At 70.6% G+C, this 13,684-nt stretch carries 14 protein-coding genes and 1 pseudogene; 9 read left to right on the top strand and 6 right to left on the bottom strand.

What is annotated here, in order from left to right; translation table 11 throughout:
* Positions 1-7: 7 nt before the first annotated feature.
* From GWI24_RS28490 to GWI24_RS28500, 3 genes are all read left to right on the top strand, one after another.
* A complete protein-coding gene (locus tag GWI24_RS28490; protein ID WP_210948774.1) occupies positions 8-1,438 on the top strand; it encodes a BNR repeat-containing protein in 1,431 nt (476 codons plus the stop codon).
* A 2-nt stretch (positions 1,439-1,440) separates the two neighbouring features.
* The gene (locus GWI24_RS28495) at positions 1,441-2,466 is read left to right on the top strand and encodes a LacI family DNA-binding transcriptional regulator (protein WP_210948763.1); all 1,026 of its coding nucleotides are present in this window, start codon (positions 1,441-1,443) and stop codon (positions 2,464-2,466) included.
* A 116-nt stretch (positions 2,467-2,582) separates the two neighbouring features.
* Complete coding sequence (locus tag GWI24_RS28500; protein WP_210948775.1) at positions 2,583-3,602, top strand: LacI family DNA-binding transcriptional regulator; 1,020 nt, start codon at positions 2,583-2,585, stop codon at positions 3,600-3,602.
* A gap of 60 nt (positions 3,603-3,662) precedes the next feature.
* Here the strand turns inward: GWI24_RS28500 and GWI24_RS28505 are convergent, their stop codons facing one another.
* Both GWI24_RS28505 and GWI24_RS28510 read right to left on the bottom strand, forming a co-directional pair.
* Positions 3,663-4,013, bottom strand: coding sequence for a universal stress protein (locus GWI24_RS28505; protein ID WP_247617004.1), 351 nt, complete (start codon positions 4,011-4,013; stop codon positions 3,663-3,665).
* A 42-nt stretch (positions 4,014-4,055) separates the two neighbouring features.
* A complete protein-coding gene (locus GWI24_RS28510; RefSeq protein WP_210948765.1) occupies positions 4,056-5,492 on the bottom strand; it encodes a sugar porter family MFS transporter in 1,437 nt (478 codons plus the stop codon).
* Positions 5,493-5,826: 334 nt separating this feature from the next.
* On the opposite strand from GWI24_RS28510, the gene GWI24_RS28515 reads away from it, so the two are divergent.
* Positions 5,827-6,861, top strand: coding sequence for a LacI family DNA-binding transcriptional regulator (locus GWI24_RS28515; protein WP_308344109.1), 1,035 nt, complete (start codon positions 5,827-5,829; stop codon positions 6,859-6,861).
* Here GWI24_RS28515 and GWI24_RS28520 read toward each other — a convergent pair.
* Both GWI24_RS28520 and GWI24_RS28525 read right to left on the bottom strand, forming a co-directional pair.
* Positions 6,832-7,935, bottom strand: coding sequence for an NAD(P)-binding domain-containing protein (locus GWI24_RS28520; protein WP_210948766.1), 1,104 nt, complete (start codon positions 7,933-7,935; stop codon positions 6,832-6,834). The two genes, GWI24_RS28515 and GWI24_RS28520, sit on opposite strands and share 30 nt — an antisense overlap.
* A gap of 7 nt (positions 7,936-7,942) precedes the next feature.
* A complete protein-coding gene (locus GWI24_RS28525) occupies positions 7,943-8,254 on the bottom strand; it encodes a hypothetical protein (protein WP_210948767.1) in 312 nt (103 codons plus the stop codon).
* A gap of 255 nt (positions 8,255-8,509) precedes the next feature.
* Here GWI24_RS28525 and GWI24_RS28530 point away from each other — a divergent pair, with 255 nt between their 5' ends.
* The 3 genes from GWI24_RS28530 to GWI24_RS28540 all read left to right on the top strand — a co-directional run bounded on the left by GWI24_RS28530 (position 8,510) and on the right by GWI24_RS28540 (position 10,256).
* Positions 8,510-9,340, top strand: coding sequence for a helix-turn-helix transcriptional regulator (locus GWI24_RS28530; RefSeq protein ID WP_247617005.1), 831 nt, complete (start codon positions 8,510-8,512; stop codon positions 9,338-9,340).
* 1 nt (position 9,341) lies between these two features.
* Complete coding sequence (locus GWI24_RS28535) at positions 9,342-9,554, top strand: DUF397 domain-containing protein (RefSeq protein ID WP_210948769.1); 213 nt, start codon at positions 9,342-9,344, stop codon at positions 9,552-9,554.
* 81 nt (positions 9,555-9,635) lie between these two features.
* Positions 9,636-10,256, top strand: coding sequence for a bifunctional 2-polyprenyl-6-hydroxyphenol methylase/3-demethylubiquinol 3-O-methyltransferase UbiG (locus GWI24_RS28540; RefSeq protein ID WP_210948770.1), 621 nt, complete (start codon positions 9,636-9,638; stop codon positions 10,254-10,256).
* Positions 10,257-10,275: 19 nt separating this feature from the next.
* Here the strand turns inward: GWI24_RS28540 and GWI24_RS28545 are convergent, their stop codons facing one another.
* Both GWI24_RS28545 and GWI24_RS28550 read right to left on the bottom strand, forming a co-directional pair.
* Positions 10,276-11,400, bottom strand: coding sequence for an alpha/beta fold hydrolase (locus GWI24_RS28545; protein ID WP_210948771.1), 1,125 nt, complete (start codon positions 11,398-11,400; stop codon positions 10,276-10,278).
* Positions 11,401-11,518: 118 nt separating this feature from the next.
* A pseudogene (locus GWI24_RS28550) lies at positions 11,519-11,771 on the bottom strand (alpha/beta fold hydrolase); the annotation flags it as partial.
* Positions 11,772-11,955: 184 nt separating this feature from the next.
* Between GWI24_RS28550 and mhpD the strand changes: the two are divergent.
* Complete coding sequence (gene mhpD / locus GWI24_RS28555) at positions 11,956-12,789, top strand: 2-keto-4-pentenoate hydratase (RefSeq protein WP_210948772.1); 834 nt, start codon at positions 11,956-11,958, stop codon at positions 12,787-12,789.
* A partial coding sequence (locus GWI24_RS28560; protein ID WP_210948773.1) for an acetaldehyde dehydrogenase (acetylating) occupies positions 12,786-13,684 on the top strand: 899 nt, incomplete at its 3' end. The genes mhpD and GWI24_RS28560, both read left to right, overlap by 4 nt.

Here is a 13,684-nt window from a genome sequence, read left to right on the forward strand (position 1 = left end):
GAGACCACTGGCCATCGCCGTCCTGGCCACCGCCCTGCTCGGCGCCGCCTCCCTCCCCGGCGGCAAGGCCGACGCCGCACCGCGAGGGCAGCGAGCAGCCCCGGGCCCGGCCGTCAGCAAGCTCGCCGACACCCAACTCGACGCCAAGGCCATCTACTTCGTGTCGTACGACGGCCTGGTCAACAACAACGCCTTCCAGAAGAACGGGCTGCTCACCTACAAGGGCTATCAGTACGCCGTCTGGTACACCGCCGACCGCAGCGCGGTCATCGGGCGCCGCGCCCTCACCCAGCAGAGCTGGCAGACCGTCACCCTGCCGCACCGGCTCACCGCCGACGACTCCCATAACGTCATCTCCATGGGGATCTCGCGGACCGACGGCCGGCTGCACCTGAACATGGACTCCCACAGCAGCGGCTTCTTCTATGTGAAGTCGGTGGCCGGGCTGGTGGACGACCCCGCCGGACACCCCTGGACCACCGGCCAGTTCGGTGCCGTCCAGACCACCCTCGACGGCCTCGCGCTCACCTCCCAGTTCACCTACCCGCAGTTCATCGCCACCCCCGAGGGCCGACTCCAGCTCAGCTACCGCGTCGGCGTCTCCGGCAACGGCCGCAACGCGCTCGCCGAGTACGACGGCACCAAGTGGCGGGCCCTCGGCGAGTGGTCCTCCGCCACCGGCACCTACAGCAGCGAGCACGGCTCCAGCACCGCCCGCAACATGTATCTGCACGGCATCGACTACGGGCCCGACGGCCGGCTGCACGCCTTCTACACCTGGCGCGAGCAGAGCAACGCGGTGATGTGCGCGAGCGGCGGGCTCACCAACCACGACACCGGCTATGTCTACAGCTCCGACCGGGGCCGCACCTGGCGCACCGCGGCGGGCGCCGTCGTCGGCACCACCGGTGGCTCCGACACGGTGGCGGTCGGCGACGCCGGAACGGTCGTCGACCCCCTGGGCCCCGACCACTCGCTGATGAACCAGGAGAGCCAGGCCACCGACTCCGCCGGCGCGCCCCACGCCCTGATCAGCTATGTCCCCGGCCGCTTCGGGCAGTGCACCACCGACTATGTGGCCGACCGGACGAGATACGGCCGCACCTTCCACGTCTTCAAGGACCCGGCAGGCGCCTGGAAGAAGACGGAGATCCCGGTGGCCCCCGGCTCCACCCAGCGCAGCCACCTGGTCTTCGACGCTTACGACAACGCCTACGCCGTGATGCCGTACGGCCGGATTGTGGCCGCGTCCAAGTCCTCGGGCTGGACGGACTGGAAGACCGTCTACGACGGCAGCGGTCTGAACGCCTTCGGCGAGGTCGTCGTGGACGACACCCGGCTCGCCCAGGACGGCGTCCTGTCGTATCTCTACCAGCGGAAGTCCAGCGGCACCACACCCTCCGCCCTCCGCGTCATCGACTTCGCCCTCCCCTCCTGACGATGGCACCAGGCGTGGGCATCAAGGAGGTGGCGCGCGAGGCCGGGGTCTCGGTCGGCACGGTCTCCAACGTCATCAACCGCCCGGACTCGGTGTCCGAGGAGACCCGGGCCCGGGTGCTGTCCACCATCGAGCGCCTGGGCTATGTACGCCAGGAGTCCGCGCGTCAACTGCGGGCCGGTCACAGCCGGATCATCGCGCTGCTGGTGCTGGACATGGCGAACCCGTTCTTCGTGGACGTCGCGCGGGGCGCGGAGCGCGCGGCGCGGGAGGCGGGTCTTGGGGTGATGGTGTGCAACAGCGCGCAGAGCCCCGAGGAGGAGGCCGACTACCTCGGGCTCTTCGCCGAGCAGCGGGTGCGCGGAGTGCTGATGACCCCGGCCGATATGACCGGGCGCAATCTCGCCTCCTTCCGGCGGCAGCCCATCCCCTTCGTCCTCGTGGACCGGGTGCTGCCCAGCGCCGAGGGGTGTTCGGTGTCGGTCGACGACGTCACCGGCGGCGAGCTCGCCGCCCGCCACCTCCTGGGCCTCGGCCATCGCACCCTCGCCTATGTGAGCGGGCCGATGCGGCTGGCCCAGTGCCGCGACCGCCGCGAGGGCGCACTGCGCGCCCTGCGCGAGCGAGGGCTCGGCGAGTCCGCGCTGCGCCATGTCGAGGTGGACCGGCTGGATGTGACCTGCGGCCGTGACGCGGGGGCCCGGCTGCTGGGCATGTCCCCGCGGCCGACGGCGGTGTTCTGCGCCAATGACCTGCTGGCGCTGGGGGTGCTCCAGTCGCTGTACGGGGCCGGGGTGTCGGTGCCGGGGGAGGTGGCGCTGGTGGGCTACGACGACATCGAGTTCGCGGCGGCGGCCGCGGTGCCGCTGACCTCGGTGCGCCAGCCGGCGTTCCGGATGGGACGTACGGCGGCCGAGCTGCTGATCGAGGAGACGGGGGAGCGGGCCGGGGACCACCGCCACCAGCGGATCGTCCTCCAGCCCGAGCTCGTGGTCCGCGGATCGAGCCTGGTGCGCTCCCGAGGCTGAGCCGGGGCCCGGGCCCCGCGGTGGCCCGGTCCCGCCCGACCGGTCGAACAGCGCACTACGATGTTCCCGCGACCGCGGTGGGTCGCGGGAAGGCGGAGGCCCGGGTCGTGGGACGCATGGTGGGGATCAAGGACGTCGCGCGGCAGGCGGGAGTGTCGGTCGGAACCGTCTCGAACGTGATCAACCGGCCCGAGATGGTCGCCGAGGCCACGCGCGACCGGGTGCAGGCCGTGATCGAGCGCCTGGGCTATGTACGCCAGGAGTCCGCGCGCCAGCTGCGCGCCGGGCGCAGCCGGATCATCGCGCTGCTGGTGCTGGACATGGCGAACCCGTTCTTCGTGGACGTGGCGAGCGGAGCGGAGCGTGCCGCGCGGGAGGCGGGTCTTGGGGTGATGGTGTGCAACAGCGCGCAGAGCCCCGAGGAGGAGGCCGACTACCTCGGGCTCTTCGCCGAGCACCGGGTGCGCGGAGTGCTCGTCACCCCTGCCGATGTCACCGGCGCCAACCTGGAGGGCTTCCGGCGCCACGACATCCCGTTCGTCTTCGTGGACCGTGAAGTGCCCAGCGCCGACGGCTGCTCGGTGTCGGTCGACGACATCGAGGGCGGCGCGCTCGCCGGGCGCCATCTCATCGCCCAGGGCCACCGCTCCGTGGTCTACGTCAGCGGCCCGATGCTGCTCCCGCAGTGCCAGGACCGGCGCACCGGGCTGCGGGGCGCGTTCGCGGAGGAGGGGCTGCCGGAGGAGGCGATGGTGCACATCGAGGCCGAGCGGCTGGACGTGGCCTCGGGCCGCGACGCGGGCGCCCGGCTGCTGGGGATCTCCCCCCGGCCGACGGCGGTGTTCTGCGCCAACGACCTGCTGGCGCTGGGGGTGCTGCAGGCCCTCTTCGCGGCCGGGGTGTCGGTGCCGGGGGAGGTGGCGCTGGTGGGCTACGACGACATCGAGTTCGCGGCGGCGGCCGCGGTGCCGCTGACCTCGGTGCGCCAGCCGGCGTTCCGGATGGGGCGTACGGCGGCCGAGCTGCTGATCGAGGAGACCGGCGACGAGGCCGCCACCCACCAGCACCGGCGGATCGTGCTGCAGCCGGAGCTGGTGGTGCGGGACTCGACGTTCGCGTCCAGACCAGGCGCCTGACCTGGGGTTCGCTGATCTCGGTGGCCCCGGTGAAGGCGTCGGTCCGTTACGTGGTCACGGTCAGGCCGGAGGTTTGACCGCGACGACGGGGACGGGGCTCTCCAGCAGCAGCCGCTGGCTCACACTGCCCAGCAGCGCCTTGCCCACCGGCGATCGCCGGCGGAGGCCGATGACCAGCCGGTCGACGCCGGGCCGGGCCTCGATCTCGTCCAGAACGGCGTCGACGGGGTCGCGGTCACCGGGACCGCTGCGCTCGACGACCGTGGTCTCCAGGTCCTCGGGCAGGGCGGAGCGGTCCGTTGCGGACAGGCGCAGGTTGACCAGCACCAGATCGGTGCCCAGCAGCCGCGCCTCGGCGATTCCCGCGGCCAGCGCGTGGTCTCCCTCGCGGCCCTCGGCGATGGCGGTCATGACGGTCATGGTGCGGGAGCCCTTCTGCCGGAGCGGATCGGGTCAGGAGTAGCGGGCACGGAAGTCGTCCTCCAGCTCTTCCAGCGAGCGGTCCTTGGTCTCGGGGACGCAGGTCGCGATGAAGACGATGGCCAGCACGCCGAAGGCGGCGAAGGCGAAGAAGGTGTTCGAGATGCCCATGGCCTCCACGACCGGCGGGAAGCCGAGGGCGACCAGGGCGTTCGCAATCCACAGCACGAAGATGCTGATACCGATGGCCAGGCTGCGGATCTTCAGGGGGAACATCTCGGAGAGGATCAGCCAGACCAGCGGACCGATGGTGGCCTGCATGGAGAAGACGAAGAGCACGACGAACACGAGAATGAACCACGCCTTGGCGGCGCCCTCGGGCATCAGCAGCGCGGAGAGACCGACGAGCAGATGGAACGTCGTGGTCAGGGCGAACCCGCCGAGCAGCATGGTGCGTCGCTTGAGCTTGTTGATGACCAACAGGCCCATCGTGATGCCGATGACGCTGAAGGCGCCGTTGAGAGTGTTCGCGATGATGGCGGAGTCGCCCGAGAACCCGGCGTCGCCAAGCAGCTGCGTGCCGTAGTACATGACGGAGTTGATGCCGGTGAACTGCTGGCAGATGCCGAGGCCCGCGCCGATCAGAATGAGCAGGCGCACCCATCGCACCCCGAGATCCACCCGGCCCGCGGTCCTGGCGACCCGCTCCTCCTCGGCGAGCCGATGGACCTCGGCCATCTCGGCCTGGGCCCGCTCGGGGGTGCGGACCTGGGACAGGACCGCGAGTGCCTCGTCGTCACGGCCCTGGGAGACCAGCCAGCGCGGGCTCTCCGGCAGCCGCAGCATGCCGATGAACAGCCCGATCGCCGGAAGGACGGCGACCAGGAGCATGAGCCGCCAGATTCCGTCGACCTCTCCCCATATGTTGAAGATGATCGCGTTGATGACGAACGCCGCGAACTGGCCGGTCACGATCATCACCTCGTTGCGGGTGACGATGGAGCCGCGACGTTCGGACGGGGCGATCTCGGCCAGGTAGACCGGAACCGTCGCCGAGGCCCCACCCACGGCCAGGCCGAGGATGAAGCGGAAGAGGGCGAGCACCTGCCAGCTCGGCGACAGCACGCAGCCCAGGGTGCCGATCATGAACACCAGGGCCAACAGCAGGATGTTGTGGCGGCGGCCGTGCCGGTCGGACAGCGCTCCGCCGATCATGGCGCCGAAGGCGGCACCGAAGATGAGGATGCTGACGACGATTCCCTCGGTGAGGGCGGTCAGACCGAGGTCGGCGGTGAGTGGATCGAGGGCACCATTGATGACGCCGGTGTCGTAGCCGAACAGCAGCCCGCCGAAGGTCACGATGACGGCGACCAGGCCGAGCCGTCGTGAATGGGGACCTTTGGTGTCCGGCGGTACTTCGGATTCTTGGGGTGCGATGCCCGAGTGCTCGGGGTCGAGTCGGGTGTTCATCGTCGTGGCTCCTCATGGAGGCAACGGAGGTGGTGGTGGCGCCCCGGCCAGATGCGGTGTGTTTCCCGATGTCGACTGAGTTGGGGCGTACGTGGGTCCGGCGCGACGGCACAGCCATTCCGGCAGGGGTCACCTGCCGCGCGGTCTCTCATGGCCGGCCAGCCGCGATCGTGCGGCTGCGGAGAGCCTTTGTCTTTTTGTCAGTACAACTAGTACGTACAAGTGCTACGTACTATGGGAGCGCGGTGTGACGCATGTCAAGACATGAAACACGAGGAGGTTACGGATGGGGGATTCAGGAGGCCCCGGCCGATCGGCCGGGCCGGGAGGCCCGGTGGGGCGCCCCAAGCGCCCCACCATGTCCGATATCGCCGCGCGCGTCGGTGTTTCGCAGGCCCTGGTGTCACTGGTGTTCCGCAACCAGCCCGGCGCGAGCCCGGATACGCGCCGACGGGTGTTCCAGGCGGCCGAGGAACTGGGCTATCGTCCCGACACCGCCGCCCAGTTGCTGCGGCGCACCCGGAGCCGGCAGTTGGGCGTGCTGTTCACCATGCGCCAGCCGCATGACGTGGGCATCGTCGAGGCCCTGTACCCCGCCGCCCGGCAGCACGGCTACACCCTCGTGCTCAACGCCATGGTGGACACCCGCGACGAGCGTCAGGCGATGGACGAGTTGCTCGGACTGCGCTGTGAAGCCATCATCACCATCGGCACGACCTTCGAGCGGCACCACCCGGCCACGGACGTCGGCGGCCCCTCCATCGTGGAGATCAACCCGCTGACGCGAGCCGCCGGTACGGACGTCGTCCGTACCGCCGAGCGGAACGGGATGCGCCAAGCCGTCGACCATCTCGTCGCACAAGGACACCGCGCCATCGCGCACATCGACGGCGGCGCCATGCCCGGCGCCGAGGAGAGGCGACGCGGCTACCGCGCCGCCATGCGCCGCCACGGACTGGCCGACCACATCCGGGTCCACCCCGGCGACTACACCGAGGAATCCGGCGCCCGGGTGGCCCGGGACCTGCTCGCGCGGCCCGAGCTGCCCACAGCCGTCATCGCCGGGAACGACCGCTGTGCGCACGGTCTGCTGGGCACGTTCCTGCGCGCGGGCGTCAGCGTCCCCGATGACGTGTCCATCGTGGGCTATGACGACAGCCAACTCGCCCGGCTGTCCTTCATCGACCTCACCTCCGTACGTCAGGACGCCGCAGAGGCGGCCGAAGTCGCCGTCCGGGCGGCCGCCGAACGGCTCGACGAGGGGCGCACCGCCGACCGGGACATCGTCCTCGACCCCACCCTCGTGGTCCGGGGGAGCACCGGGCCGCCCCGCACCCGGTCAACGCCCGACGGCGATCCTCGCCGGTGACCGCCGACCGTCGACGGCGTCCAGCAACTCCTGGATCTCCCGTACGGCGGCCCGACCCGCCCGGTTGGCGCCGACCGTACTGGCCGAGGGCCCGTAGCCGACCAGATGCACCCGGGGATCACGGACCGCCCGGGTCCCCTCGACGGCGATCCCGCCACCCCGCTCACGCAGCCGCAGTGGGGCGAGATGGTCGATCGCGGCGCGGAAACCGGTGGCCCAGAGGATCGTGTCCGCCTCGACATGGCGCCCATCCGCCCAGGCCACCCCGTTCGGGGTGATCCGCTCGAACATCGGCAGCCGGTCGAGGATGCCCTTCTCCCGGGCGCGCAGCATCGGCTCCGTCAGGGGCAGCCCGGTCACGGACACCACGCTCTGCGGCGGCAGCCCCCGCCGCACCCGCTCCTCGACCAGCGCCACCGCCGCCCGCCCCTGCACCTCGCCGAACGGCCCCTCGCGGAACACCGGCGGGCGCCGGGTCACCCAGGTGGTCTCCGCCGCCACCTCCGCGATCTCCAGCAGATGCTGCACCCCGGAGGCACCGCCCCCGACGACGATCACCCGCCGCCCCGCGAACGCCTCGGGCCCGGGGTACTGCGCGGTGTGCAGCTGCCGCCCCCGGAAGCTCTCCTGCCCGGGGTAGCGCGGCCAGAACGGCCGGTCCCAGGTCCCGGTCGCGTTGATCAGCGCCCGCGCGGCCCACGTCCCGGCCGAGGTCTCGACCAGCAGCCGGCCGTCGTCCCCGTCCCGTACGGCGTCCACATGCACCGGCCGGACGACCCGCAGATCGAAGGCGCGCTCGTAGCGTGCGAAGTAGGCCGGGATCACCTCGGCCGAGGGTCGCGCGGGATCCGCGTCGTCGCTGGTCAGCCGCATGCCGGGCAGGTCGTACATCCCGTGCACCTTGCCGTACGTCAGCGACGGCCACCGGAACTGCCACGCCCCGCCGGGCGCGGGCGCGTGGTCGAGCACCACGAAGCCCGTACCGGGCTCGTACCCGGCCCGCCGCAGGTGATAGGCCCCGGACAACCCCGCCTGCCCGGCACCGATGACCACGACGTCCACGCTGTTGTTCATGCTTCTACTAACTCTGCTCTGGTGCGGTCTCTTCCCGGTCCTCCAGCCGCCGCCCCCGGCTCTCGGCCACCCGCAGCGCGTCATGCAGCGCCTCGGCGAGCCGATGCCCCACAAAGCGCAGCTCGCGGGCGTTCGCGCGGTGGTCTCGGAGCAGCGGCCGCGCATGCCCGAGAAGGTCGGTCCCGGTGCGAAGCTGTACGGCCTCCATCTCGTCGGCCAGCCGCGAGAGGTAGCTGGTGCCGGTGTCGTCGGTGACGAGGAAGCAGGGCTGCCCGTTCTGTCCGGGCCAGGGCAGCAGACGGGGGCGTGATGAAGGCATGAGGGCTCCATGGCGTTCTGAGGTTCGGCTACCGCGAGTGATGAGGCGGTGGCGGAAACAGCTTCGGACGCGCGGAAGCTGGCGCGCAAGATGACAGCTAATTTCCGCTTCAGATGGCATATGTGACCGAGTAGGCAAATGACCTGATGCGGTGGTCTGCCCTTGCCAGACTCAGAACTCGCACGGCGACATGGCAGGCTCGACTCCTCCGGAGGCATACTCGTGGCAGCACCAACGGGACCGACGGTCCGTCGCATGCAACTCGGCTGGGAGCTCAAGCGGTTGAGGGACAAGGCCGGATTCACCCTGGCGGAGGCCGTGGACGGGTTGACGTTTTCCACCACGAAACTCTTCCGCGTCGAGAACGGCCTCTCGGCCCTGCCCAAGGCCGCGGACCTGAAAGCCCTCTTGGACCGATACGGCGTCGAGGACGAGGACGACGTGGATTTCCTGGTCGAGATCCACCGGGACTCGCTCAACCGGGGCTGGTGGTCGCTCTATCGCAGCGTCCTGCCGTCCGGCATGGGGATGTACATCGGGCTGGAGAGCGGTGCTCGGAGCATCCGGGCTTGGCAACCGAGCGTGGTGCATGGGCTGTTGCAGACCGAGCGCTATACCCGGGCGATGTTCCAGACCGCCAAGCCGGTTGAGGAGACAACGACGGAGTTCGTCGAGCGCCACATCCAGATTCGAATGGAGCGCAAGAAGGCTCTCACACGCAGAGACGGCCCATTGGAACTTTGGGTCATCCAGGAGGAAGCAACACTGCGGCGGGTGGTGGGCGGCCCGGAGGTGATGCGCGAGCAGTACGAGGAGATCCTTGCCTTCGCGCAGCTCGACAATGTGACCGTCCAGATCCTCCCGATGGCCACAGCCACCTACCGGACAGGTGCCAACTTCAGCCTGCTCGAGTTCGGCAGCCCGCTTCCGACGGTGGTGCAGAGCGACGCAGCCGACGGGTCGGAGATCAGCGACAAGGACACCACCATCTGGAGTTTCTCCCGCAGGTTCGAGGCCCTGCGGGCAGGCGCTCTCGCGCCTGGCGAGACACCGGAATTCCTGCAACGACTAGCACGGGAGATCTGACATGACACACCGCATAGCTTCTGACGTCGCGCCCGAAGGTGCCTGGTTCAAGTCGTCCTACAGCGAGAACAACGGCACCGCGTGCGTCGAGATCGCCCACCTGCCCCACACCGCCCAGGTCGGCATCCGCGACTCCAAGGACAAGAGCGGCCCCGCCCTGGTCGTCCCGGCCGGGGCCTGGGCGGAGTTCGTCGCCGCAGTGCGCAAGATCTGACGGCGCTGCCGGGCGCGGGCATCGTCTCGCGCCCGAAAACCGTTCGCGGCACGCGCCCGCCCCCAACTAGCGTGCGCTGTCGTGGACATCGATGATCCCAAGGACGTGGTCAGGCGCGGGTACGACGCGCTCTCCCGCCACTACGAGCAGTCCTACGCCACCGAGACCAAGTACCAGCCTTGGCTCGGCGCCCTTCAGGAGCGCATCCCACCCGCCGCCACCGTGCTGGATCTGGGGTGCGGCTGCGGCATCCCGGTGGCCCGCGTGCTGGCGTCCGCGGGACACCGGGTGACCGGAGTCGACATCAGCGGGGAGCAGATCCGCCGGGCACGGGAACTCGTGCCGGAGGCCGAGTTCCGCCAGGCCGATGCCACGGCCGTGGAGTTCCCGGCCGCCTCCTTCGACGCCGTGGTCTCCCTCTACGCCCTGATCCACATCCCGCTGGCCGAACAACCTCCGCTCCTCGCCAGGATCGCCACCTGGCTACGGCCCGGCGGCTGGTTCCTGGCCACCACCGGGCACACCGCCTGGACCGGCACCGATGACAACTGGCTCGGCGGTGGCGCCACGATGTGGTGGAGCCACGCCGACGCCGCGACCTATCGGACGTGGCTCACCCAGGCCGGACTGACCGTCGAGGGAGAGGAATTCGCCCCCGAGGGCGACGGCGGCCACGCCCTGTTCTGGGCGCGGCGACCGTGATGTGCCTCGGGGCCTCGTCTCAGCCGATGGGCCCGTCCCCATCGGACTTCCGCCAGGCGCAGCTACCGAGCGTGGCCCGGCCCTTCTCGACCAGGGGGTCGGCGATCCGGGCAAGTGGCATCGTGCTGTGGCCCCGGTAGCAGATGACCGTGCGGTCCGTGTCCCCGGCGAGGTCGACAAGGATCTGGTCCCAGTGCCGGTACTGCACATCGTGTCCCGTGTCGGCATAGCTGCGCACGGCCGGATTGCCGGGCAGGTGCTGCTTCCAGGTGTCGATCGTGCTGGGCGGCACGGTCGTGTCCTTCTTCCCGCTGTAGAGGATGACGGGGGCCGTGAGCTTTGACAGATCGGGGCCGGGCCGCTGGCAGTAGAGCTTCTGCTCATGCACCTGAGCTGCGGGGTCGGCCTTCTGGCCGCGCTGGTTGTAGGTGCGGGCGCCGTCCTCGAAGGCGGTGTCGGCGAAGCCGGGGATGCGCTTGGTCGGGCTGTCGTCCGGGAGCGCCCACCAGACCCGGGGGTCGGCGATCTGCTTCTCCAGGGACTTGCCCAGCTCCTCGTCGGACATCGAGCAGTACGGACGCCGGGCGCCGTACGGCGGCAGGGCGGCGGCCAGGTGCAGTGACGACACGCGGTCCGGGGCCAGGGATGCCAGCTCGGCGGCGTACGGACCGCCGCCCGAGATGGCGATCACACTGACCTTGCGCACCCCGACGCGGTCCAGCACCTGGAGCGCGTCCTTCGCGAAGTCCGCCTTCCCCAGGCTCTTGTCGAACTCGGTGTCGCCGAAGCCGTTGCGCTCGACCGATATCAGCCGCAGCCCGAGGGACTCCCGGGTGCTGCGCAGGAAGTCCGTCATGTGCGCCACCCGGGCGCTGGTGCCCGTGCCACCGATGTAGAGCACCGGCTTTCCGTCCCGGGGACCGTCGTCGATGTAGTGGGCGGTGCGGCCCGAGTCGAGTTTCAGCGCCCGGACCTCGGGGCCGAGCGAGTCGAAGTCGTCCTGGATGCGGACCCGGTGGACATCGGTGGCACGCGGCTCGCGTGGCGCGGTGGCCGTCGCGGTGGCGCTCACGACTCCGGAGCCCGTGAGCAGGACGGTGGCGACGGCGGTGGCGGCGATCCCGGTGACGAGCGCTCTGGGCACGTGTCTCTCCTGGCCGTAGGGGGAGGGCGGCGTTGATCGGGTGGAACGAACGCCACCTACCCCCTCCGACCCGGAAGACACCGGGCCGGACATGTCATCGCCGACGACGTCGCGTACGAACTCCGCCGGTGTGGTGTCCGGCCAGGTGGAACGTGTCGAGTCCGAGCCCGTCCACCAGGTCCTCGACCCCGTCGGCGAACATCTCGACGCTCTGGTCGTCCGCGGGTTGCGCCGACGCCCCGTAGCCGACGGTGTCCATCGCGATCGCCCGGTGCGTGGCGCCGAGCAGGGGAAAGCACATCGCGGTACTCGGCCCAGGATCGCGGGGTCTGTCGGCGGGGACAGGCCCCTCGCTCGGGGCGTTCCGTCAGGCGGTACGGGCCGCTGGACGGAGACGGGTACGCGAGGTCAGTGTCATCCCGTCCGGCACGTCGCCATGCGCCCCGTTCCGTGTGACGGAACGGAAGTTGGCTCGTGATGGGCGGCGCGTCTATACCGGAGGCCACATCGGGAGCGCCGGGCCCCGGCCCCATGTTCTTCTCCAGGAGGTAGCCCGTGCCGAATGTTCCCGACCACGTCCCGACGGACTCCCTCCCCGGGACCGTGGTCAAGGCCGCCGACGCACTCGCGGGCGCGGCCCGCGACGGGATCGCCTGCGCGCCGGTGCGCACGCTCCTGGACGACGGCGACATCGAGGCCGCCTACGCGGTCCAGCGGCTCAACCTGCGACGCGAACAGGCCGCCGGCCGCCGGATCGTCGGCCGGAAGATCGGCTTGACGTCTCCGGCCGTACAGCGCCAACTCGGCGTGGACCAGCCGGACTTCGGCGCGCTCTTCGCGGACGCGGCCGTGCCGGAGGGGGGCGAGGTGCCCGCCGGGCGGCTGCTCCAGCCCAAGGTGGAGGCCGAGGTGGCGCTCGTGCTCGGCAGCGATCTGCCACACCGCCACTGCACCGTCGTGGACCTGCTGCGCGCCACCGACTTCGCGCTGCCCGCGCTGGAGATCGTCGACAGCCGGGTGCGGGACTGGGACATCTCCATCGTGGACACCGTCGCCGACAACGCCTCCTGCGGGCTGTACGTCCTCGGCGCCTGCCCGGTGCCACTGTCCGGGCTCAACCTGCGCTCCGTACAGATGACCATGACGCGCAACGGCGAGATGGCCTCCCACGGGACCGGCGCCGACTGCCTCGGCGGCCCCCTCAACGCGGCCGTCTGGCTGGCCTCGGCCCTCGCCGAGCGAGGCGACCCGCTGCGCGCGGGCGACCTTGTCCTGACCGGGGCCCTGGGGCCGATGGTCCCGGCCGCCCCGGGCGATGTGTTCCACGCCCGTATCTCGAACCTGGGCGCCGTAGGAGTCGGGTTCACCGCGGAAGGAGACCACCGGTGAGCAGCGAGACCAACACCCGCGCCAAAGTGGCGATCATCGGGTCCGGCAACATCGGCACCGACCTTCTGATCAAGGTGCTGCGGCTCTCCGACACCCTGGAGATCACCGCGATGGCCGGGATCGACCCCGCCTCCGACGGCCTGGCCCGCGCCCGCCGTCTGAAGGTGGCCACCACCCACGAGGGCGTGGACGGGCTGGTGGCGATGGACGAGTTCGCCGACGTGGACATCGTCTTCGACGCGACCTCCGCCGGTGCCCACAAGCGCCACGAGGAGGTGCTGCGCCCCCTCGGCCGCACCCTCGTCGACCTCACCCCGGCCGCCATCGGCCCCTATGTGGTGCCCCCGGTCAACGGCGACGCCCACCTCGACGCGCCCAACGTCAACATGGTCACCTGCGGTGGCCAGGCCACGATCCCGATCGTGGCCGCGGTGGGCGCGGTCACCCCCGTCCACTACGGCGAGATCGTCGCCTCCATCTCCTCGCGCTCCGCGGGCCCCGGCACCCGCGCGAACATCGACGAGTTCACCGAGACCACCGCCGCCGCCATCGAGCGCGTCGGCGGCGCCGCCCGTGGCAAGGCCATCATCGTCCTCAACCCCGCCGAACCGCCCCTGATCATGCGTGACACCGTGCACTGCCTCGTCTCGGGCTGCGCCACCGAGGAGGTCACCGCCTCCGTCGAGGAGATGGTCGGCCGCGTCCAGGCGTATGTGCCCGGCTACCGCCTCAAGCAGAAGGTGCAGTTCGACCAGGTGGGGCCGGACGACCCGGTGCGCTCCCTGCTGCCCGCCGAGGCCGCGCACACCGACGCGGTGAGGGTCTCGGTCTTCCTCGAGGTCGAGGGAGCCGCCCACTACCTCCCGGCCTACGCCGGAAACCTCGACATCATGAC

The sequence above is a fragment of the Streptomyces sp. MK37H genome (assembly GCF_018035285.1).
Classification (GTDB): Bacteria; Actinomycetota; Actinomycetes; order Streptomycetales; family Streptomycetaceae; genus Streptomyces; species Streptomyces endocoffeicus.

What these genes read in the sequence shown, in the direction of transcription:
- GWI24_RS28525 (WP_210948767.1), bottom strand. Translation starts at nt 8,254, where the DNA reads ATGCCTTCATCACGCCCCCGTCTGCTGCCCTGGCCCGGACAGAACGGG.
- GWI24_RS28535 (WP_210948769.1), top strand. Translation starts at nt 9,342, where the DNA reads ATGACACACCGCATAGCTTCTGACGTCGCGCCCGAAGGTGCCTGGTTC.
- GWI24_RS28520 (WP_210948766.1), bottom strand. Translation starts at nt 7,935, where the DNA reads ATGAACAACAGCGTGGACGTCGTGGTCATCGGTGCCGGGCAGGCGGGG.
- GWI24_RS28505 (WP_247617004.1), bottom strand. Translation starts at nt 4,013, where the DNA reads ATGACCGCCATCGCCGAGGGCCGCGAGGGAGACCACGCGCTGGCCGCG.
- GWI24_RS28500 (WP_210948775.1), top strand. Translation starts at nt 2,583, where the DNA reads ATGGTGGGGATCAAGGACGTCGCGCGGCAGGCGGGAGTGTCGGTCGGA.
- GWI24_RS28510 (WP_210948765.1), bottom strand. Translation starts at nt 5,492, where the DNA reads ATGAACACCCGACTCGACCCCGAGCACTCGGGCATCGCACCCCAAGAA.
- GWI24_RS28495 (WP_210948763.1), top strand. Translation starts at nt 1,441, where the DNA reads ATGGCACCAGGCGTGGGCATCAAGGAGGTGGCGCGCGAGGCCGGGGTC.
- GWI24_RS28530 (WP_247617005.1), top strand. Translation starts at nt 8,510, where the DNA reads ATGCAACTCGGCTGGGAGCTCAAGCGGTTGAGGGACAAGGCCGGATTC.